The organism is Bacillus sp. PS237, assembly GCF_037963345.1.
Classification (GTDB): Bacteria; Bacillota; Bacilli; order Bacillales; family Bacillaceae; genus Bacillus; species Bacillus subtilis.
Map to the genome: position 1 here is coordinate 1,748,387 of NZ_CP150156.1, position 21,214 is coordinate 1,769,600.

At 42.8% G+C, this 21,214-nt stretch carries 18 protein-coding genes; 16 read left to right on the forward strand and 2 right to left on the reverse strand.

What is annotated here, in order from left to right; genetic code table 11:
• Positions 1 to 105 precede the first annotated feature (105 nt).
• The 10 genes from rny to mutL all read left to right on the forward strand — a co-directional run bounded on the left by rny (position 106) and on the right by mutL (position 13,016).
• Positions 106 to 1,668 carry a ribonuclease Y gene (rny, locus tag NST22_RS09095; RefSeq protein WP_003221010.1) on the forward strand — a complete coding sequence of 521 codons (1,563 nt, stop codon included), beginning with the start codon at positions 106 to 108 and terminating at the stop codon, positions 1,666 to 1,668.
• Between the two features lie 68 nt (positions 1,669 to 1,736).
• Positions 1,737 to 2,531, forward strand: coding sequence for a 2',3'-cyclic-nucleotide 2'-phosphodiesterase (gene ymdB / locus NST22_RS09100; RefSeq protein WP_003245138.1), 795 nt, complete (start codon positions 1,737 to 1,739; stop codon positions 2,529 to 2,531).
• A gap of 199 nt (positions 2,532 to 2,730) precedes the next feature.
• Positions 2,731 to 2,991 (forward strand): stage V sporulation protein SpoVS, encoded by a 261-nt coding sequence (gene spoVS, locus NST22_RS09105; RefSeq protein ID WP_003154135.1) that lies wholly within the window; start codon positions 2,731 to 2,733, stop codon positions 2,989 to 2,991.
• 265 nt (positions 2,992 to 3,256) lie between these two features.
• Positions 3,257 to 4,300: an L-threonine 3-dehydrogenase gene (gene tdh, locus NST22_RS09110; RefSeq protein WP_003244880.1), complete on the forward strand. Its 1,044-nt coding sequence runs from the start codon at positions 3,257 to 3,259 to the stop codon at positions 4,298 to 4,300.
• Between the two features lie 12 nt (positions 4,301 to 4,312).
• Positions 4,313 to 5,491, forward strand: a complete 1,179-nt coding sequence (locus NST22_RS09115) for a glycine C-acetyltransferase (protein WP_003231837.1) — start codon at positions 4,313 to 4,315, stop codon at positions 5,489 to 5,491.
• A gap of 147 nt (positions 5,492 to 5,638) precedes the next feature.
• Positions 5,639 to 7,168 (forward strand): tRNA (N6-isopentenyl adenosine(37)-C2)-methylthiotransferase MiaB, encoded by a 1,530-nt coding sequence (gene miaB, locus NST22_RS09120; RefSeq protein ID WP_003244831.1) that lies wholly within the window; start codon positions 5,639 to 5,641, stop codon positions 7,166 to 7,168.
• A gap of 1 nt (position 7,169) precedes the next feature.
• On the forward strand, positions 7,170 to 7,601 hold the full coding sequence (gene ricA, locus NST22_RS09125) for a regulatory iron-sulfur-containing complex subunit RicA (protein ID WP_003231834.1): 432 nt from the start codon (positions 7,170 to 7,172) through the stop codon (positions 7,599 to 7,601).
• A gap of 261 nt (positions 7,602 to 7,862) precedes the next feature.
• Positions 7,863 to 8,408, forward strand: a complete 546-nt coding sequence (cotE, locus tag NST22_RS09130) for an outer spore coat protein CotE (RefSeq protein WP_003231833.1) — start codon at positions 7,863 to 7,865, stop codon at positions 8,406 to 8,408.
• A 132-nt stretch (positions 8,409 to 8,540) separates the two neighbouring features.
• Positions 8,541 to 11,117, forward strand: a complete 2,577-nt coding sequence (mutS, locus tag NST22_RS09135; RefSeq protein WP_003244841.1) for a DNA mismatch repair protein MutS — start codon at positions 8,541 to 8,543, stop codon at positions 11,115 to 11,117.
• A 15-nt stretch (positions 11,118 to 11,132) separates the two neighbouring features.
• The gene (gene mutL, locus NST22_RS09140; RefSeq protein ID WP_003245099.1) at positions 11,133 to 13,016 is read left to right on the forward strand and encodes a DNA mismatch repair endonuclease MutL; all 1,884 of its coding nucleotides are present in this window, start codon (positions 11,133 to 11,135) and stop codon (positions 13,014 to 13,016) included.
• A 397-nt stretch (positions 13,017 to 13,413) separates the two neighbouring features.
• On the opposite strand, the gene NST22_RS09145 is transcribed toward mutL, so the two are convergent.
• Both NST22_RS09145 and NST22_RS09150 read right to left on the reverse strand, forming a co-directional pair.
• Entirely contained in the window at positions 13,414 to 13,869 is a 456-nt protein-coding gene (locus tag NST22_RS09145) for a regulatory YrvL family protein (RefSeq protein WP_003231830.1), read from the reverse strand.
• A 154-nt stretch (positions 13,870 to 14,023) separates the two neighbouring features.
• Positions 14,024 to 14,581, reverse strand: coding sequence for a hypothetical protein (locus NST22_RS09150; protein ID WP_003245720.1), 558 nt, complete (start codon positions 14,579 to 14,581; stop codon positions 14,024 to 14,026).
• A 120-nt stretch (positions 14,582 to 14,701) separates the two neighbouring features.
• On the opposite strand from NST22_RS09150, the gene NST22_RS09155 reads away from it, so the two are divergent.
• The 6 genes from NST22_RS09155 (at position 14,702) to fabD (NST22_RS09180) (ending at position 21,203) form a co-directional block, all read left to right on the forward strand.
• Positions 14,702 to 15,319 (forward strand): TetR/AcrR family transcriptional regulator, encoded by a 618-nt coding sequence (locus NST22_RS09155; protein ID WP_003231827.1) that lies wholly within the window; start codon positions 14,702 to 14,704, stop codon positions 15,317 to 15,319.
• Positions 15,320 to 15,508: 189 nt separating this feature from the next.
• On the forward strand, positions 15,509 to 16,186 hold the full coding sequence (locus NST22_RS09160; protein ID WP_003231824.1) for an MBL fold metallo-hydrolase: 678 nt from the start codon (positions 15,509 to 15,511) through the stop codon (positions 16,184 to 16,186).
• Between the two features lie 109 nt (positions 16,187 to 16,295).
• Complete coding sequence (locus NST22_RS09165) at positions 16,296 to 16,562, forward strand: hypothetical protein (RefSeq protein WP_019712693.1); 267 nt, start codon at positions 16,296 to 16,298, stop codon at positions 16,560 to 16,562.
• Entirely contained in the window at positions 16,559 to 17,425 is an 867-nt protein-coding gene (gene fabD / locus NST22_RS09170) for an ACP S-malonyltransferase (protein WP_003231821.1), read from the forward strand. The genes NST22_RS09165 and fabD (NST22_RS09170) overlap by 4 nt, the downstream gene beginning before the upstream one ends.
• A 503-nt stretch (positions 17,426 to 17,928) precedes the next feature.
• Positions 17,929 to 18,903 (forward strand): acyltransferase domain-containing protein, encoded by a 975-nt coding sequence (locus NST22_RS09175; RefSeq protein ID WP_003231814.1) that lies wholly within the window; start codon positions 17,929 to 17,931, stop codon positions 18,901 to 18,903.
• Positions 18,900 to 21,203, forward strand: coding sequence for an ACP S-malonyltransferase (gene fabD, locus NST22_RS09180; RefSeq protein ID WP_003231811.1), 2,304 nt, complete (start codon positions 18,900 to 18,902; stop codon positions 21,201 to 21,203). Before NST22_RS09175 ends, fabD (NST22_RS09180) begins: the two co-directional genes overlap by 4 nt.
• The last annotated feature ends 11 nt before the right edge of the window (positions 21,204 to 21,214 follow it).

Sequence of the window (21,214 nt, forward strand, 5' to 3'; positions counted from 1 at the left end):
CACACTCATTCCCTGTGAAGGTTCTGTATGTTGAGAAAACTAGACAATGTACATGCCGACACTTTTTAAGCAACAACCAAGTTCATAGCAAGAGGAGGTGAAAGTATGACCCCAATTATGATGGTTCTCATCTCCATTTTGCTGATTCTACTCGGTTTAGTTGTTGGCTACTTTGTTCGTAAAACCATTGCCGAAGCGAAAATTGCGGGCGCACGCGGTGCAGCCGAGCAAATTCTTGAAGATGCGAAGCGTGATGCTGAAGCACTGAAAAAAGAAGCTCTGCTTGAAGCAAAGGATGAAATCCACAAACTTCGAATAGATGCTGAACAGGAAGTTCGTGAAAGACGAAATGAGCTTCAAAAACAAGAAAACCGTTTACTCCAAAAGGAGGAAAACCTTGATCGCAAACATGAGGGAATTGATAAACGGGAAGCGATGTTGGAGAAGAAAGATCATTCTCTGAATGAACGACAACAACATATTGAAGAGATGGAAAGCAAAGTGGATGAGATGATTCGTATGCAGCAGTCTGAGTTGGAACGAATTTCGAGTCTGACTCGTGACGAAGCGAAACAAATCATTCTTGAGCGGGTTGAAAACGAGCTTTCACATGACATCGCCATCATGACAAAAGAAACTGAAAACCGTGCGAAAGAAGAGGCGGATAAGAAAGCGAAAAACATTCTTTCACTCGCCTTACAGCGCTGCGCAGCGGACCACGTTGCCGAAACAACGGTATCAGTTGTCAATCTTCCAAATGATGAGATGAAAGGACGTATCATCGGACGGGAAGGGCGTAACATTCGTACGCTTGAAACGCTGACAGGAATTGACCTGATTATTGATGATACGCCTGAAGCTGTCATTCTTTCCGGATTTGATCCGATCAGACGTGAGACAGCCAGAATTGCTCTTGATAAACTCGTTCAGGATGGCCGTATTCATCCGGCACGGATTGAAGAAATGGTTGAAAAATCTCGCCGCGAGGTCGATGACTATATTCGTGAGATGGGTGAGCAAACGACATTTGAGGTTGGCGTTCATGGCCTCCACCCAGATCTCATCAAGATCCTCGGCCGCTTAAAGTTCCGTACAAGCTACGGTCAAAATGTGCTTAAGCATTCCATGGAAGTCGCATTCTTGGCCGGTCTAATGGCATCGGAGCTTGGTGAAGACGCAAAGCTTGCTAAACGTGCGGGTCTTCTTCACGACATCGGGAAAGCAATTGACCATGAAGTAGAAGGAAGCCACGTTGAGATCGGGGTAGAGCTTGCGACCAAATATAAAGAGCACCCAGTCGTGATTAACAGTATTGCATCACACCACGGGGACGAGGAGCCGACTTCCATTATTGCTGTACTGGTAGCTGCAGCAGATGCGCTTTCCGCTGCAAGACCTGGCGCAAGAAGTGAGACGCTCGAGAATTATATTCGAAGACTTGAAAAACTTGAAGAAATTTCTGAGTCCTACGAAGGTGTTGAAAAATCATTTGCCATTCAGGCTGGACGCGAAGTGCGAATTATGGTGAAGCCGGATTCAATTAATGATCTTGAGGCTCATCGACTGGCGCGAGATATCCGCAAGCGAATTGAGGACGAGCTCGATTATCCAGGTCATATTAAGGTGACAGTAATCAGAGAGACTCGAGCCGTAGAGTATGCAAAATAAAGTGATGCGCTAAGCATCACTTTATTTTTTTGACGGCAAGGAATTTTCAAGAAGAAAGGATTTACAAAATGAGAATTTTATTTATCGGAGATGTTGTCGGTTCACCGGGCCGTGACATGGTCAAAGAATATGTACCAAAGCTAAAAACAAAATATAAGCCTCACTTTACCATTATTAATGGTGAAAACGCCGCACATGGAAAAGGCCTGACGGAAAAAATTTATCACAGCTTAATCCAGTCCGGCGCAGATGCAATCACAATGGGGAACCACACATGGGACAAAAAAGAAATATTTGATTTTATAGATGACGTTCCGAACTTGGTTCGCCCGGCAAACTTTCCTGAAGGAACACCGGGGAAAGGGATCACATATGTGAAAGCAAACGGCAAAGAACTAGCAGTCATTAATTTGCAGGGACGTACGTTTTTGCCGCCGCTTGATGACCCGTTTTTAAAAGCGGATGAATTGATCGCAGAAGCTGCGAAAAGAACACCGTACATTTTTATTGACTTTCATGCCGAAGCGACAAGTGAAAAGCTCGCACTTGGCTGGTACACGGATGGACGGGCATCGGCTGTAGTAGGAACTCATACACACGTGCAAACAGCGGATAACCGCATTTTGCCGAAGGGAACGGCATATATTACTGATGTGGGAATGACTGGCCCGTATGACGGTATACTGGGGATGGACAGAGAGACGATTATTAAGCGATTCAAAACGAACCTTCCAGTCCGGTTTACTGTCGCTGAAGGAAAAACAACGCTCAGCGGAGTTGTCATTGACATTGACGATCAAACGAAAAAAGCCGTGAAAATTGAGCGTATTTTAATCAACGATGATCACATGTTCTTTGAATAGTTGAACATATGGTTATTTTATAAAAATATTAAAAAGAAAAGCAGGAATATAGCAACTCCTTAGTGAATATAGTAAAAATGGAAGGTAGCCCGCTATTTTTGAAAAGCATTGTGGGGATGGCTTTTTGGATAGCAACATCTAATAATGATTGTTCTAATGAACACTCACTTATCCATTGTAAAACTAAGGGGGAGCAGAAATGGAAATCTTAAAAGTTTCAGCAAAATCGAGTCCAAATTCAGTGGCAGGTGCGCTTGCAGGCGTGTTGAGAGAGCGAGGAGCCGCCGAGATTCAAGCGATCGGAGCGGGTGCATTAAACCAGGCTGTAAAAGCTGTGGCGATTGCCAGGGGATTTGTGGCGCCAAGCGGCGTTGATTTGATTTGTATTCCGGCTTTTACAGATATTCAAATCGATGGGGAAGAAAGAACAGCGATTAAATTAATCGTGGAGCCTCGCTAAAAACAAATAAAGCATTCTCAACCTGTTTGCGTAATGCAAACAGGTTGTTTTTCATTTATTGTGATATTTTCTCCCGATAGTATTTTTAGCACATAAATGAGCGAATATACAAAATCAGAAATGAGCTAAAACGTTTCAAAAAAAATTTCCGCCCATTTTTCAAGACAGATACTTTTGTCCTTCTGGAAAAGACAGTTCTGTTTACGCTTATTCCATATCATGGTACAATCCGAATATAACAAGAATTTTTCAAGGAGGATTGTACATGCAGAGTGGAAAGATGAAAGCTCTAATGAAAAAGGACGGGGCGTTCGGTGCTGTGCTGACTGAAGTTCCCATTCCTGAGATTGATAAACATGAAGTCCTCATAAAAGTGAAAGCCGCTTCCATATGCGGCACGGATGTCCACATTTATAATTGGGATCAATGGGCACGTCAGAGAATCAAAACACCCTATGTTTTCGGCCATGAGTTCAGCGGCATCGTAGAGGGCGTGGGAGAGAATGTCAGCAGTGTAAAAGTGGGAGAGTATGTGTCTGCGGAAACACACATTGTCTGTGGTGAATGTGTCCCTTGCCTAACAGGAAAATCTCATGTGTGTACCAATACTGCTATAATCGGAGTGGACACGGCAGGCTGTTTTGCGGAGTATGTAAAAGTTCCAGCTGATAACATTTGGAGAAATCCCGCTGATATGGACCCGTCGATTGCTTCCATTCAAGAGCCTTTAGGAAATGCAGTTCATACCGTACTCGAGAGCCAGCCTGCAGGAGGAACGACTGCAGTCATTGGATGCGGACCGATTGGTCTTATGGCTGTTGCGGTTGCAAAAGCAGCAGGAGCTTCTCAGGTGATAGCGATTGATAAGAATGAATACAGGCTGAGGCTTGCAAAACAAATGGGAGCGACTTGTACTGTTTCTATTGAAAAAGAAGACCCGCTCAAAATTGTAAGCGCTTTAACGAGTGGAGAAGGAGCAGATCTTGTTTGTGAGATGTCGGGCCATCCCTCAGCGATTGCCCAAGGTCTTGCGATGGCTGCGAATGGCGGAAGATTTCATATTCTCAGCTTGCCGGAACATCCGGTGACAATTGATTTGACGAATAAAGTGGTATTTAAAGGGCTTACCATCCAAGGAATCACAGGAAGAAAAATGTTTTCAACATGGCGCCAGGTGTCTCAGTTGATCAGTTCAAACATGATCGATCTTGCACCTGTTATTACCCATCAGTTTCCATTAGAGGAGTTTGAAAAAGGTTTCGAACTGATGAGAAGCGGGCAGTGCGGAAAAGTAATTTTAATTCCATAAAGGGGGATAAACATGACGAAGGAATTTGAGTTTTTAAAAGCAGAGCTTAATAGTATGAAAGAAAACCATACATGGCAAGACATAAAACAGCTTGAATCTATGCAGGGCCCATCTGTCACAGTGAATCACCAAAAAGTCATTCAGCTATCTTCTAATAATTACCTCGGATTCACTTCACATCCTAGACTCATCAACGCCGCACAGGAGGCCGTTCAGCAGTATGGAGCCGGCACCGGATCAGTGAGAACGATTGCGGGTACATTTACAATGCATCAAGAGCTTGAGAAAAAGCTGGCAGCCTTTAAAAAAACGGAGGCGGCACTTGTATTCCAATCAGGCTTCACAACAAACCAAGGCGTACTTTCAAGTATTCTATCAAAAGAGGACATTGTCATCTCAGATGAATTGAACCATGCCTCTATTATTGACGGAATTCGACTGACAAAGGCGGATAAAAAGGTGTATCAGCACGTCAATATGAGTGATTTAGAGCGGGTGCTGAGAAAGTCAATGAATTATCGGATGCGTCTGATTGTGACAGACGGCGTATTTTCCATGGATGGCAACATAGCTCCTCTGCCTGATATTGTAGAGCTCGCTGAGAAATATGACGCATTTGTGATGGTGGATGACGCCCATGCATCCGGAGTACTTGGCGAAAACGGCAGGGGAACGGTGAATCACTTCGGTCTTGACGGCAGAGTGCATATTCAGGTCGGAACATTAAGCAAGGCAATCGGAGTGCTCGGCGGCTACGCTGCAGGTTCAAAGGTGCTGATCGATTATTTGCGCCATAAAGGCCGTCCATTTTTATTCAGCACATCTCATCCGCCGGCAGTCACTGCAGCTTGTATGGAAGCGATTGATGTCTTGCTTGAAGAGCCGGAGCATATGGAGCGCTTGTGGGAGAATACTGCCTATTTTAAAGCAATGCTTGTGAAAATGGGTCTGACTCTCACGAAGAGTGAAACGCCGATTCTTCCTATTTTAATAGGTGATGAAGGTGTGGCAAAGCAATTTTCAGATCAGCTCCTTTCTCGCGGTGTTTTTGCCCAAAGTATCGTTTTCCCGACTGTAGCAAAGGGAAAAGCCAGAATTCGCACGATTATAACAGCAGAGCACACCAAAGATGAACTGGATCAGGCGCTTGATGTCATCGAAAAGACGGCAAAGGAGCTCCAGCTATTGTAACAAGAGGAAGAGTTTACTCTTCCTCTTTTGATTCCTTATTGATTATTATTCTCAATGAGTGTACAATGATAGGTTGCCAGTTGTGCAGAGCTTCAATAACCTTTATACTGAAGGGTGGAAGTTTGGTTTGAAAGGAGAAAATATGACATGAATGAAAAACAAAAATTAGAGAGCGGACAAGTTCATCCATCGGACAAAAAATCCGAGAAGGATTACAGCAAGTACTTTGAAGCTGTTTACATTCCGCCTTCTTTAAAAGACGCGAAAAAACGAGGCAAGGAAGCCGTTACTTATCATAATGACTTTAAAATTTCTGAACAATTTAAAGGATTGGGAGACGGAAGAAAGTTCTATATCCGTACGTACGGCTGCCAAATGAATGAACACGATACAGAGGTTATGGCAGGGATCTTTATGGCGCTCGGTTACGAAGCGACAAACTCTGTTGACGATGCCAATGTCATTTTGTTAAATACATGTGCAATCCGTGAAAATGCTGAAAACAAGGTGTTTGGTGAGCTCGGGCACTTAAAAGCACTGAAAAAAAACAATCCCGATCTGATTTTAGGCGTGTGCGGCTGTATGTCCCAAGAGGAATCAGTCGTGAACCGTATTTTGAAAAAACATCCGTTTGTCGATATGATTTTCGGAACGCATAACATTCATCGCCTGCCGGAGCTTTTGTCAGAAGCATACCTTTCAAAAGAAATGGTTGTAGAAGTTTGGTCTAAGGAAGGGGACGTTATTGAAAACCTTCCAAAAGTCCGAAATGGAAAAATTAAGGGCTGGGTCAATATCATGTACGGCTGTGACAAATTCTGTACGTATTGCATTGTGCCTTACACACGCGGAAAAGAAAGAAGCCGCCGCCCTGAGGATATCATTCAGGAAGTGAGAAGGCTCGCAAGTGAAGGCTATAAGGAAATTACTCTGTTAGGCCAAAACGTAAACGCGTATGGAAAAGACTTTGAAGATATGACGTACGGACTTGGTGATTTGATGGATGAACTGAGAAAAATCGATATCCCGAGAATCCGTTTTACAACGAGTCATCCGCGCGACTTTGACGACCGCCTCATTGAAGTGCTGGCAAAAGGCGGAAATCTGCTTGATCACATTCATCTTCCGGTTCAATCAGGAAGCTCAGAAGTTCTCAAGCTGATGGCCCGCAAATATGACAGAGAGCGTTACATGGAGCTGGTGCGAAAAATTAAAGAAGCAATGCCAAACGCTTCTTTGACAACGGACATTATCGTCGGATTTCCAAATGAAACGGACGAACAGTTTGAAGAAACGCTTTCTCTATACCGTGAAGTGGAGTTTGACAGCGCCTATACGTTCATTTACTCTCCGCGTGAAGGCACTCCGGCTGCTAAGATGAAAGATAATGTACCGATGCGTGTGAAAAAAGAACGCCTGCAGCGTCTAAACGCACTGGTGAATGAAATTTCTGCTAAAAAAATGAAGGAATACGAAGGCAAGGTTGTCGAAGTATTAGTTGAGGGTGAAAGCAAAAATAACCCTGATATTCTTGCTGGCTATACTGAAAAAAGCAAGCTTGTCAATTTCAAAGGGCCGAAGGAAGCCATCGGCAAAATCGTCCGCGTGAAAATCCAGCAAGCGAAAACATGGTCGCTTGACGGAGAAATGGTAGGAGAAGCAATCGAGGTGAAATGAGATGACGCTCTACTCAAAAAAAGACATTGTGCAGCAGGCTCGAAACCTTGCAAAAATGATTTCTGAAACAGAAGAGGTTGATTTTTTCAAACGGGCTGAAGCGCAAATCAATGAGAATGACAAAGTGTCCACAATCGTTAATCAGATTAAAGCCCTGCAAAAGCAGGCTGTCAATCTGAAGCATTATGAAAAGCATGAAGCGCTCAAACAAGTAGAAGCAAAAATTGACGCGCTGCAAGAAGAGCTTGAAGAGATTCCTGTTATCCAGGAATTCAGAGACTCGCAAATGGAAGTAAATGACCTACTGCAGCTCGTTGCACACACCATTTCCAACCAAGTCACAAATGAAATCATCACATCAACCGGAGGCGACCTGCTGAAAGGGGAAACCGGTTCAAAGGTGAAGCATTCAAATAACAGCTGTTCTCTCTAAACACGGTGCCTTTACAGGCCCGTGTTTTTTTATCATTTGTGCGGTTAAAAATGAACTAAATAATCTATGTACCAAATGTTCAATTGGTTTTTCTGTGCTCAGCCGCGTATAAACTTTATCGCACTTATAAGTAAAGTTTCTAGGCACCCCTGCATACAATGGAACAGAAACTTTGTATTTTTATATTTTATTTATAAAAATGCACACTAGACAAATGCCCAGCATAAGATAACACGAAGAAGAACAAGGAGGCATGCCGGAATGTCTGAATACAGGGAAATTATTACGAAGGCAGTAGTAGCGAAAGGCCGAAAATTCACCCAATGCACCAACACCATCTCGCCTGAGAAAAAACCGAGCAGCATTTTGGGTGGTTGGATTATTAACCACAAGTATGACGCTGAAAAAATTGGAAAAACGGTAGAAATTGAAGGGTATTATGATATAAACGTATGGTACTCTTACGCGGACAACACAAAGACAGAGGTTGTCACAGAACGGGTAAAATATGTAGATGTCATTAAACTCAGATACAGAGACAATAATTACTTAGATGATGAGCATGAAGTGATTGCCAAAGTGCTTCAGCAGCCAAACTGCCTTGAAGTGACCATTTCGCCGAATGGAAATAAAATCGTTGTGCAGGCAGAAAGAGAATTTTTGGCGGAAGTGGTAGGGGAAACAAAGGTAGTTGTTGAGGTCAATCCTGACTGGGAAGAGGATGACGAGGAAGATTGGGAAGATGAGCTTGATGAAGAGCTTGAAGACATCAACCCGGAGTTTTTAGTGGGAGATCCTGAAGAATAAAAAAGGGACTAGGGGAGACAGTACCCCCAAGTCTCTTTTTTATATTGATATATCATTCTTTTATCACTTTTTGTTTATGTTATAATGAAGGTTGGAAAATAGAAACGTTGATACATAGTGAGGGATTAAACAATGGCCGGTTATACGCCTATGATACAGCAATATTTAAAAATAAAGGCAGAGCACCAGGATGCCTTTTTATTTTTTCGCCTGGGTGATTTTTATGAAATGTTTTTTGAGGACGCCAAAAAAGCGTCACAAGAGCTGGAAATTACGTTAACGAGCAGAGACGGCGGTGCGGCTGAAAAAATACCGATGTGCGGTGTGCCGTATCATTCTGCTTCCGCGTATATCGAACAGCTTATTAAAAAAGGATACAAAGTGGCGATCTGTGAACAGACGGAAGATCCGAAAGCCGCAAAGGGCGTTGTGAAAAGAGAAGTAGTTCAGCTGATTACGCCCGGAACTGTAATGGACGGCAAAGGCATCCATGAGTCGGAAAATAATTTTATCGCATCTGTTTCAGCCTGCTCGAACGGATACGGACTTGCTCTGTCTGATTTAACAACGGGAGAAAATTTGGCTGTTTTGATTGAACGGCTTGAAGACGTCATATCAGAAATTTATTCAGTCGGCGCACGGGAAATCGTGGTTTCAGGAAGCTTGGATGCCGATACAGTGGCACAGCTGAGAGAGCGGTGCGGTGCAACGATTTCAATTGAAGACGGAGAAACAGACGAACACGTAACGATCATTGAGCACTTAAATAATGAAGATATAACAAAAACATTTCTGCGCTTATATACGTATTTGAAAAGAACCCAAAAGCGCAGCCTTGATCATCTTCAGCCCGTGCAGGTGTATGAGCTTGAGGAAGCGATGAAAATTGACTTGTACTCAAAGCGTAATCTGGAGCTGACCGAAACGATTCGTTCGAAAAATAAAAAAGGCTCCCTTTTGTGGCTGCTGGATGAAACAAAAACGGCAATGGGAGGCCGGCTACTTAAACAGTGGATTGACCGGCCGCTTATCAGAGTCAATCAAATCGAAGAGCGCCAAGAAATGGTGGAAACATTAATGTCCCATTTCTTTGAACGGGAAGATCTGCGTGAACGTTTAAAAGAAGTATATGACTTAGAACGCCTTGCCGGCCGCGTTGCATTCGGAAATGTCAATGCCCGGGATTTGATTCAGCTGAAGGAATCGTTAAAGCAAGTGCCTGGCATCAAACAGCTGGTTGCTTCACTGGCTCATGACAAGGCCAAGGAACGTGCAAAGCGCATTGACCCTTGCGGGGATGTACTTGAACTGCTGGAAGAAGCGCTGTACGAAAACCCTCCTTTATCGGTAAAAGAAGGGAACCTGATTAAAGATGGTTATAATCAAAAGCTTGATGAATATCGTGATGCAAGCAGAAACGGAAAAGACTGGATTGCCCGCCTGGAACAGCAGGAGCGGGAATACACAGGCATTCGCTCTTTAAAGGTCGGCTTTAATAAAGTTTTCGGTTATTACATTGAAGTGACAAAAGCAAACTTGCATTTGCTTGAGGAAGGGCGTTATGAGCGGAAGCAGACGTTAACCAATGCAGAGCGCTACATTACACCTGAATTAAAAGAAAAAGAAGCGCTCATTTTAGAGGCGGAAAATAACATCTGTGAGCTGGAGTACGAGCTGTTTACCGAGCTGCGCGAGAAAGTGAAGCAGTATATTCCGCGGCTGCAGCAGCTTGCAAAACAGATGAGCGAGCTGGACGCACTGCAATGCTTTGCGACAATCAGTGAAAATCGCCACTACACGAAACCAGAGTTCTCTAAAGATGAAGTCGAAGTGATTGAAGGCAGACACCCGGTTGTTGAAAAAGTCATGGACAGCCAGGAATATGTCCCGAACAACTGTATGATGGGCGATAACAGACAAATGCTTCTCATTACAGGTCCAAACATGTCAGGGAAAAGCACGTATATGAGACAAATCGCGCTCATTTCCATTATGGCGCAAATCGGCTGCTTTGTACCCGCGAAAAAAGCGGTGCTCCCGATTTTCGATCAAATTTTTACGCGAATCGGCGCTGCAGATGATTTGATTTCCGGACAAAGTACATTTATGGTAGAAATGCTTGAAGCGAAAAATGCGATTGTCAATGCGACGAAAAACAGCCTCATTCTGTTTGATGAAATCGGGCGGGGAACGTCCACTTATGACGGCATGGCGCTGGCACAGGCGATTATTGAATATGTTCACGATCATATCGGCGCCAAGACGCTGTTCAGCACACACTATCACGAGCTGACCGTTCTTGAGGACAAGCTGCCCCAGCTGAAAAACGTTCATGTTCGCGCTGAAGAATATAACGGAACGGTTGTCTTTCTTCATCAAATTAAAGAAGGTGCGGCTGATAAAAGCTATGGTATCCATGTAGCTCAGCTTGCCGAACTGCCGGGAGATCTGATTGCGCGCGCTCAAGATATTTTAAAAGAGCTTGAGCATTCAGGAAACAAACCGGAAGTGCCGGTGCAGAAACCTCAGGTGAAAGAAGAGCCGGCACAGCTGTCCTTTTTTGACGAAGCGGAAAAGCCGGCTGAAACACCAAAGCTTTCAAAAAAAGAAAAGCAAGTGATCGATGCTTTCAAATCACTTAATATACTGGATATGACACCGCTTGAAGCGATGAATGAAATGTACAAGCTGCAAAAGAAATTACATTAAAACGGGGTGATGAATGTGGCAAAAGTCATCCAACTGTCAGATGAGCTTTCAAATAAAATAGCGGCGGGCGAGGTTGTGGAACGGCCCGCCTCAGTCGTCAAAGAATTGGTGGAAAATGCGATCGACGCTGACAGCACAGTCATTGAAATCGATATTGAGGAAGCAGGCCTTGCATCCATTCGGGTCTTGGATAACGGCGAAGGAATGGAGAATGAAGATTGCAAGCGAGCTTTCCGGCGCCACGCAACGAGTAAAATAAAAGATGAAAATGATTTATTCAGGGTGAGAACGCTCGGTTTCAGGGGAGAAGCCCTGCCGAGTATCGCGTCAGTCTCTCATCTGGAGATTACAACAAGCACTGGTGAAGGAGCTGGGACGAAGCTCGTCCTCCAAGGAGGAAACATCATTTCCGAATCGCGTTCCTCAAGCAGGAAGGGAACTGAAATTGTCGTTTCCAACCTGTTTTTTAACACACCGGCCCGTTTGAAATATATGAAAACCGTTCATACAGAGCTTGGAAACATTACAGATGTGGTTAACCGTATTGCTCTGGCGCATCCAGAGGTATCGATCCGCCTGCGCCATCATGGGAAAAACCTGCTTCAAACGAACGGAAACGGAGATGTGCGCCATGTACTGGCAGCGATTTACGGCACGGCTGTCGCCAAAAAAATGCTTCCGCTGCATGTGAGCTCCTTGGATTTTGAAGTAAAGGGATATATCGCCCTCCCAGAGATTACACGGGCGTCGAGAAACTATATGTCGTCTGTGGTCAATGGCCGTTACATTAAAAATTTCCCGCTCGTCAAAGCGGTTCATGAAGGCTATCATACGCTTCTGCCGATCGGACGCCATCCGATTACTTTTATAGAAATTACGATGGACCCGATTTTAGTCGATGTCAACGTGCATCCATCGAAGCTTGAGGTCCGGCTCAGCAAGGAAACAGAGCTTCATGACTTAATACGTGACGGAATTAAAGATGTGTTTAAACAGCAGCAGCTGATTCCTAGTGCCCAGGTCCCGAAAAAATCAGCACCTGCCATCAAAAATGAGCAGCAGTTTATAACCTTTGATGAAAAGCCTCCGGAAAAAAAAGTTCCGGAAAAATCGACTGCGCCATCTTATTCACCGATGAAGCTCAGCTCAGTCGTAAAAGAGCCGGTTGATGCGGAGGAAAAATTGCCCCCTCTCCAATTTGATGCTCCTCCTATCGTTGATCAGGAACAAACCCTTGAGGTGTCCGATGTTTCAGCAGAACAGCCTGAAACATTTGAGCAGGAATGCCATGAGGAACAGCCGCAGCCAGCGTCTGATCGGGTTCCAATTATGTACCCGATTGGCCAGATGCACGGGACTTATATATTGGCACAAAACGAAAACGGCCTATATATTATCGACCAGCACGCCGCCCAAGAACGTATTAAATATGAGTACTTCCGTGAAAAGGTGGGGGAGGTTGAGCCTGAGGTGCAGGAGATGATTGTACCGCTGACGTTCCACTACTCCACAAATGAGGCTTTGATTATTGAACAGCACAAACAAGAGCTCGAAAGCGTCGGTGTCTTTTTAGAGTCATTCGGCTCTAACAGTTACATCGTCCGCTGCCACCCAGCCTGGTTTCCAAAGGGAGAAGAAGCAGAGCTTATAGAAGAAATCATTCAGCAGGTGCTCGACTCCAAAAATATAGATATTAAAAAACTTCGCGAGGAAGCGGCGATTATGATGAGCTGCAAAGGCTCCATCAAAGCAAATCGCCACCTCAGAAACGACGAAATCAAAGCGCTTCTGGACGACCTCCGAAGCACATCAGACCCATTTACATGCCCGCACGGCCGCCCGATCATCATTCACCACTCGACATATGAGATGGAAAAGATGTTCAAACGCGTGATGTAGCGGGGGTGGTAGGCATTGATCCATTCTCTGAATGGATCAATGCTTTTTTTGTACTCCTTCGAGTGTCAGATTATAAGAAACGGTTGTAAACGTGTGAGCAGTGTTAACGCATTATACTTCATGGTTCCTCCGTATAACAAAATTTCCATTTACAGGCAATTGGGATTAATGTATATTTTGGGTGAGGGGGTGGAAACATATGGCATGTGGTCCGAAGATCATTATCTTTTTGGATGAACTTGATGATCCAAATGTGAGAATCATTTTAGAATGCAGAATTTAAATTACAACATTGTGTTTTGCTCCCTGTTCGTGTGAACAGGGAGATTTTTTCGTTTATATAACTGGTGATGTCCAAATATAGGGTGTTATGAATTTTCCATATCTGCCATCGGCTTTAAGCTGCTTCTCTATTAGGCTGGTTATCAAAAGCAAGTTCAATGATAGCCATGAAAGCTGATATCACAACAAGCAAGACATCTGGAATATAAATAGACTGCATAAAGTAATCTGCAAAACAGATCGTTATAAGATTGCTGATAAAATACAGTATAAAAGCAAAAAGTGCAGTCTTTTTCAATGAAAGTGATTTTGCCAAAATGATAGAGATAATCTTTGTGAGTGGGTCTATGATTAAACCTACAGCAAAGCAGGCTAAAATAAATAAAGCTAATGTTTGATTGGAAGCGTATGTGATGCCAAGTATGGAGAATAAGCCTTTCATCCCGAAGAAAAAGCCGCCGAAGATGACTGCAAGCGCGATGGCCGCGATAAAAGTAATAGATACAATTCCGATTAATTTTGATCTCAGGTTAAAATCTTTAGAGTGCTCGTTCTGTTCTTTTTGGTTCATGTATGACACTCCCTTCACCTGCTTACTCATACAAACAGCACCCTTGAATCAGCCCAAAATATCTATAAGTCTGTTTTCTGACGAAAATAGTATAGCATATTTTAACAAAACCAAAAAAGGCCCTTTCCACTGGGGAAGGGCCTTTTTCATCATGTTAACTCCTGAGATTCGCCGAAGCTTTCTCTTTTTTTGGCCAAATAAAATAGCTGGCTGTAATGAGAAAGTCAATGCCTATAATGACAGTCCACAGTTTAAGAATGCCGCTCAACGCCTCGGTTCGGGAAGAGTCATTGATAAAATAGATCATCCCTGCCAATAGTCCCGCACCAATTAAGTAGGCCAGCACATGTCTTAGCCAGCCTTTCGCACCGTGCTTGGCATGGTCCATTCCAAAACGTTTCAGCGGTTTTGTTCCTTTTTTTGTCACATAATATTGAAACTTTTCATCTGCCCATTGAATCATTTGTTTCCCATAAGCGATCGATATACCGATGTAAACAGCTGCAATCCCATGGGCTGCGGTCGCTGAGGCTCCGCGGTAAAGGTCCACACCAGTTGCCGCTAACAAGATCAAATCGATAACTGGAGTTAAGGCAAGGAATAGCAGTCCTAATGTATGTCGTTTGAATACGTAGCGTACAGCAAGCCCCAAAACAATGACAACCCAAAACGCAATTTCACAGAAAACAATCATCCATGCGATACCGTTCAATCCATTCCCCTCTTTTCAATACAGTTGTATTATTTAAATAATATGTTACCATCTTTGTTTTTGTAACACAACTGTATTATAAAAATTGCCCTCTCATTTTTTTCTTGTTACAATAAAGCTATGCCAAAACAAATTGACCATGAGAAAAGAAGAAAACAAATTGCAGAAGCAACGTGGCGCGTCATTTTAGAACGAGGGATGGAGGGAGCATCAGCCAGAAATATTGCAAAGGAAGCAGGATTGTCATTAGGTGCGCTGCGCCATTATTTCTCTACACAGGATGAATTGCTTGCTTTTGCAATGAAACTTGTCCAAGAAAAGGTAACGGACCGAATTAAGGACATTGCAGTGAGGGATTTGCTCCCTAAGGAAAAAGTGTTGCAAATTTTGCTTGAAATGGTCCCAACGAATGAAGAAACGATTAGAGAGATGGAGGTTTGGTTTGCTTTTACTGCTTACGCCAGACATAAAAAGGATATGTTTGATGCGAGTCATGACGGGATTTTCAGCGGCATGCGGAATCTGATTGCCTATTTAGATGAATCCGATTTACTGAAGCAGAATGCTGATAAAGACATTGAAGCTGAGAGACTTTACGCGCTTGTTGACGGCTTGGCTTTACATGCCATGCTTGACCCTGTGCGCGTGAATAAAGACCGAATCAAGCGGGTCATTATGCAGCATGTAGAGTCAATTTGCGTGGAAGATACACGTGAGACACAAAAACGACATCCTTAAGGCACTAGTGTGAAAAGCGATTCTTGTTGGGCATGCGTCCAAAAGAGTCGCTTTTTTATTTTCAAAGAACAAGGATCTCTGAAAAAAATGGAAAACAATCATGCTGTTTGGTAAAGTGGAATGAAAGACGGACTGAGGGGTGAACACTGGTCCATCGTTTAAGAACTTTACATGATAGGGATGGTATAAATGAATCTTACTTACAAGGTGCATCCAATTAAAACAAGGTATCAGGGCTGGACGAATTATTGCTATATCATTGAAGATATTGTAAGCAGATCTGCAATTGTTGTTGATCCCTCATGGGAATTGAGTAAGATAACCACTACACTTTCCGAACTCGAAGCGGAATTAAAGGCAGTCGCATTGACACACTCTCATTATGATCATGTAAATCTGGTAGACCCGCTGACGAAGATGTTTAACGCTCAAGTTTATATGTCGAAAAAAGAAATTGATTATTATCAATTCCGATGCAGAAATTTAATTAGCCTAGATGATCATCAGACGATCAGCATAGGAAACACAAGAGCACAGTGCCTTCTCACACCGGGGCATACAGCCGGCGGAATGTGTTATTTGTTTTCTGAGAGTATTTTTACCGGAGATACGGTGTTTACAGAAGGGTGCGGCATATGTGAGGATGATGGCAGCTCTGCGGAAGAGATGTTTGATAGCATTCAAAGAATAAAGTCGGAGGTTTCACCCCATGTACGGGTGTATCCTGGTCACTCATTTGGCAAATCGCCCGGCCATTCGATAAAGGATCTTTATCAGCATAATATTTACTTTCAAATTGATAAGAAAGAATATTTTGTGAAATTTCGCACTCGTAAAAACCAAAAAGGTATTTTTGATTTTAAATAATCCTTCTGAATCTATTATCCTATTTTTCTTCGAATATCTAAATGATTTTTATTTTCGAAAATGATTACATAGAAGGTGTTATTTATTTTGAAAACTCATTTGAAAGAAAATGAAGCGCATTATCATGATATGGCGCCCTATATGTAATCCGGGTCTTTTTTCTTATGTTCTGTTATATCTCCTGATCCTTTATTCCTCAATGGAAAAAAGCAGAAAAACAATGGAGCAAACTGTAGGAAAAATTAACTTGACGGATAATATTTACAGAGGTTACCATCAACATGAACATGCTACTATTTATCCGGTCATCACTATTATAAAATCATACAGAAGTGAAACACATCTACTAATCGGAAGGGTGGCTTTGAGAGAATGATCACATATGTTTTTCCAGGTCAGGGTTCACAAAAACAGGGAATGGGCAGCGGCCTATTCGATGAATTTAAAGAACTGACGGATCAGGCAGATGAGATCTTAGGATATTCTATCAAACGTCTTTGCCTGGAAAATCCTTATTCCAATTTAAACAAAACGCAATTTACTCAGCCGGCATTATATGTGGTAAACGCACTAAGCTATCTGAAAAAAATCAGGGATGAAGAAGTTAAACCTGACTTTGTCGCCGGGCACAGCTTGGGTGAATACAATGCGTTATTTGCAGCTGAAGCCTTTGATTTTGAGACAGGTTTACAGCTTGTCAGAAAAAGAGGCGAGCTGATGAGTCTGATAAGCAACGGCGGTATGGCAGCTGTTATGGGACTAAATGAAGAGCAGGTTGCAAAGGCTCTGAAAGAATATCATTTACATGATGTTGATATCGCTAATGTGAATGCCCCATATCAAATTGTAATTTCAGGAAAAAAAGATGAGATTGAAAAAGCCGCATCTCTTTTTGAAACGATGACTGAAGTTACAATGGTACTCCCCTTAAACGTAAGCGGCGCGTTTCATTCCAGATACATGAATAAAGCAAAAGAAGAATTCGAGGAGTTCCTTCATGCCTTTTATTTTTCGCCTCCGTCTATCCCGGTTATTTCTAATGTGTATGCCAAACCGTATACATACGAATTCATGAAACAGACGCTGGCTGATCAAATTAATCATTCAGTGAAATGGACTGACAGCATAAGCTACTTAATGAAAAAAGGCCATATGGAGTTTGAGGAGGTAGGGCCTGGAAATGTTTTAACTGGGTTAATTCATCGCATAAAGAAAGATGCGGAAGCAATGCCCCGCTAAAGCATTTGCCCCTATGGCCATGTATCTCATCAATCAGGTCTAAACACAGATTTCCTTTCATTTAAGGTATAAAGTTTTAAAGATTCAATCGTTCGATTGACACTGTTTCTAATTGAATAACTTTATATACTGTTACATAAAGAGGCTGATAAATTAAGTTAGACATTTGAACTATGTCAGCCGGTCTGTCAAACCATCGCTCCCACATCTAGATGGTCCATTTTTAAACCGCACCCACCAATCATAGAGTCGATGTTCTTTGCTGATCCTGTTATCATGTTACATCAATTTTGAGATATCAACATACATCTACGATCACGTCATAAATGAACCACATCCAGAGCACCAATAGCAATCCTTCCAAGTTGAATCTCCTTTACTTTTTCACATATGTCTTTTCCATTTATTAATTTCATTTCAATCGCTGCTATGTGCTTTAACAACATGCATGGAAATGAGAAATCCAATAGCCGTCATAAATATAAAAAAAGAAGGTTATACACATGAATGAACCGCTTGTTTTTATGTTTTCCGGGCAAGGTTCCCAATACTATCACATGGGGAAAGAACTATTTAAGGAAAATACCGTGTTTCGCCAATCAATGCTTGAAATGGATGCCATTGCAGCACGGCGAATCGGCACATCCATTGTTGAAGAAATCTACCATCCAGGTAAACGTGTGTCAGATCCGTTTGACAGTATTCTTTTTTCCCACCCCGCCATTTTTATGATTGAGTATTCCTTATATAAGGTTTTGGAAGACAGGGGAATTTATCCTGATTACGTATTGGGATCAAGTCTGGGAGAATTCGCAGCAGCGGCAGTTTCTGGTGTGTCAGACGCAGAGGATATGCTGGATTGCATACTTGAACAGGCTATTATCATCCAGAATTCCTGCGATAAAGGAAAAATGCTGGCCATTCTTGACAAACCGCAATTGCTGAATGATCATCCGCAACTGTTTGGAAATAGTGAACTCATTTCTATCAATTATGATTCGCACTTCGTCATTTCTGGTGAAGAAGATCATATAAGGAAGATTATGGAGGATTTAAAGGAGAAGCAGATTCTTTGCCAGCTGCTTCCTGTGTCCTATGCCTTTCATTCTTCGCTTATTGATCCGGCAGAGAGTGCCTATGCAGAATTTTTAAGATCAAAATCTTTTCAAAAACCGTCAATACCGATTGTATCGAGCTTAACGGGAAGCTGCCTTCACGTAATGGACGAGAATTTCTTTTGGAATGCGGTCAGAAAGCCAATGATGTTTCGTGAAGCGATTCGATATTTGGAAAGCCAGCATACATGCAAGTTTATCGATTTAGGGCCATCCGGCACCTTAGCTGCTTTTGTGAAACAGCTGATTCCGGGTGATTCAGCTGACCGTTGCTGCTCAATCATAACACCATTTCATCAGGAGCTGAAAAATCTGAATACGGTTGAGTATTTCCGTACACCAGAAAGGAAGTTTACAAGATGATTACATATGTCTTTCCAGGGCAAGGCTCCCAGCAAAAGGGGATGGGACAAGGGCTATTTGAACAGTATCAGCATTTGACAGATCAAGCAGATCAAATATTGGGCTATTCAATAGAGAAGCTATGTACCGAAAAATCATATCTGGATGTAAATCATACTGAATACACGCAGCCGGCTTTGTATGTTGTTAATGCACTCAGTTACTTGAAGAGAGTGGAGGAGACCGGCAGAAAACCTGATTTTGCGGCAGGACACAGCTTAGGAGAATACAATGCGCTGATGGCAGCCGGTGCATTTGATTTTGAAACCGGATTAAGGCTCGTCAAAAAAAGAGGAGAATTGATGGGACGAATTACAGGGGGCGGAATGGCTGCTGTGATCGGCCTGAGTAAGGAACAAGTTACAGCCGTTTTAGAAGAGCACCGTCTTTATGACATTGATGTGGCAAATGAAAATACGCCCCAGCAAATTGTGATTTCTGGCCCGAAAAAAGAGATTGAAAAAGCTCGGGCTGTTTTTGAAAACACCAAGGATGTAAAGCTGTTTCATCCATTAAATGTGAGCGGAGCTTTTCATTCCAGATATATGAATGAAGCCAAACAGGTATTTAAGCAATATATTGACTCATTCCAGTTTGCACCTTTGGCGATCCCGGTTATCTCCAATGTCTACGCAGAGCCATACCATCAAGACAGATTAAAAGATACATTATCTGAACAAATGGACAACACAGTGAAATGGACGGACAGCATTCGTTTTCTGATGGGAAGAGGAGAAATGGAGTTTGCAGAGATTGGGCCTGGAACTGTTTTAACCGGTCTCATTCATCGGATTAAAAATGAAGCTGAACCATTGACATATATACCGAAAAAGAACCCCGCGATCAGTGCGCATCTAAAGGAGCAACGCAATGTTCAAGCCGGGATTACGGCAGAATCTTTAGGAAGTGCTGAATTTAAACAAGATTATCATCTTACATATGCTTATCTTGCAGGAGGAATGTACCGCGGCATTGCTTCGAAAGAAATGGTAGTAAAGCTGTCAAGAGCGGGAATGATGGGGTTCTTTGGCACAGGAGGTCTGAGCCTGAAAGAGGTTGAAGATGCGATCCATGCTATACAAGGTGAATTAGGAAAAGGACAAGCCTACGGCATCAATCTGGTCCACAATATGAAACATACTGAATCAGAAGAAAAAATGATCGATCTTTTATTGAGGAATCAAGTGAGCATTGTGGAGGCTTCAGCATTTTTAAGTGTCACTCCTGTATTAGTAAGGTATCGCGCAAAAGGAGTGAAACGAAATCAAAATGGTGACGTTATATGCTCAAATCGTCTCATAGCAAAAATATCACGGCCGGAAGTTGCAGAATCATTTCTGAGTCCTGCGCCTGAGAATATGCTGCAAAAGCTTTTAGGAGAAAATAAAATCACTATGAACGAAGCTGAGTTGTTGCGGTGCATTCCGATGGCTGACGATATTTGTGTAGAAGCTGATTCAGGCGGTCATACAGATGGCGGTGTGGCATACAGCCTGATGCCGGCGATGACATCTTTAAGAGATGAAATGATGAAAAAATATCAATACCGGAAAAAAATAAGAGTTGGTGCAGCTGGAGGAATTGGAACACCTGAGGCAGCGATGGCGGCTTTTATGCTAGGGGCTGATTTTATTCTAACAGGCTCAATCAATCAATGTACGGTTGAGGCGGCAACAAGTGATAAAGTAAAGGATTTGCTTCAGCAGATGAATGTACAAGATACAGCCTATGCGCCTGCAGGTGATATGTTTGAATCGGGCAGTAAAGTGCAGGTGCTAAAGAAAGGCGTGTTCTTTCCCGCACGGGCAAACAAGTTATATGAACTGTATCAGCGGTATGGGTCTATACGTGAGCTGGATGCAAAGATGCTGGCCCAGCTTGAGGAGAAATACTTTAAACGCAGTATAGAAGACATATATAAAGATATTGCATTGCATTATCCCGCGGCAGACATTGAGAAGGCTGAACAAAACCCGAAGCATAAAATGGCTTTGATTTTCCGATGGTACTTCAGATACAGTTCAAAATTGGCAATCAGCGGAAGCGAACATTCGAAGGTCGATTATCAAATTCACTGCGGTCCCGCGCTGGGAGCCTTTAATCAATGGGTTAAAGGGTCGCAATTAGAAAATTGGCGAAACCGCCATGTGGATGAAATCGGGAAAAAATTAATGACAGAAACGGCAGTATTGCTTCATGAACGGATGCAATCGATGTATCAGCCGTCGCATGAAACAGACAACATAAAAATAAAAGTTTGAATATTATGAAA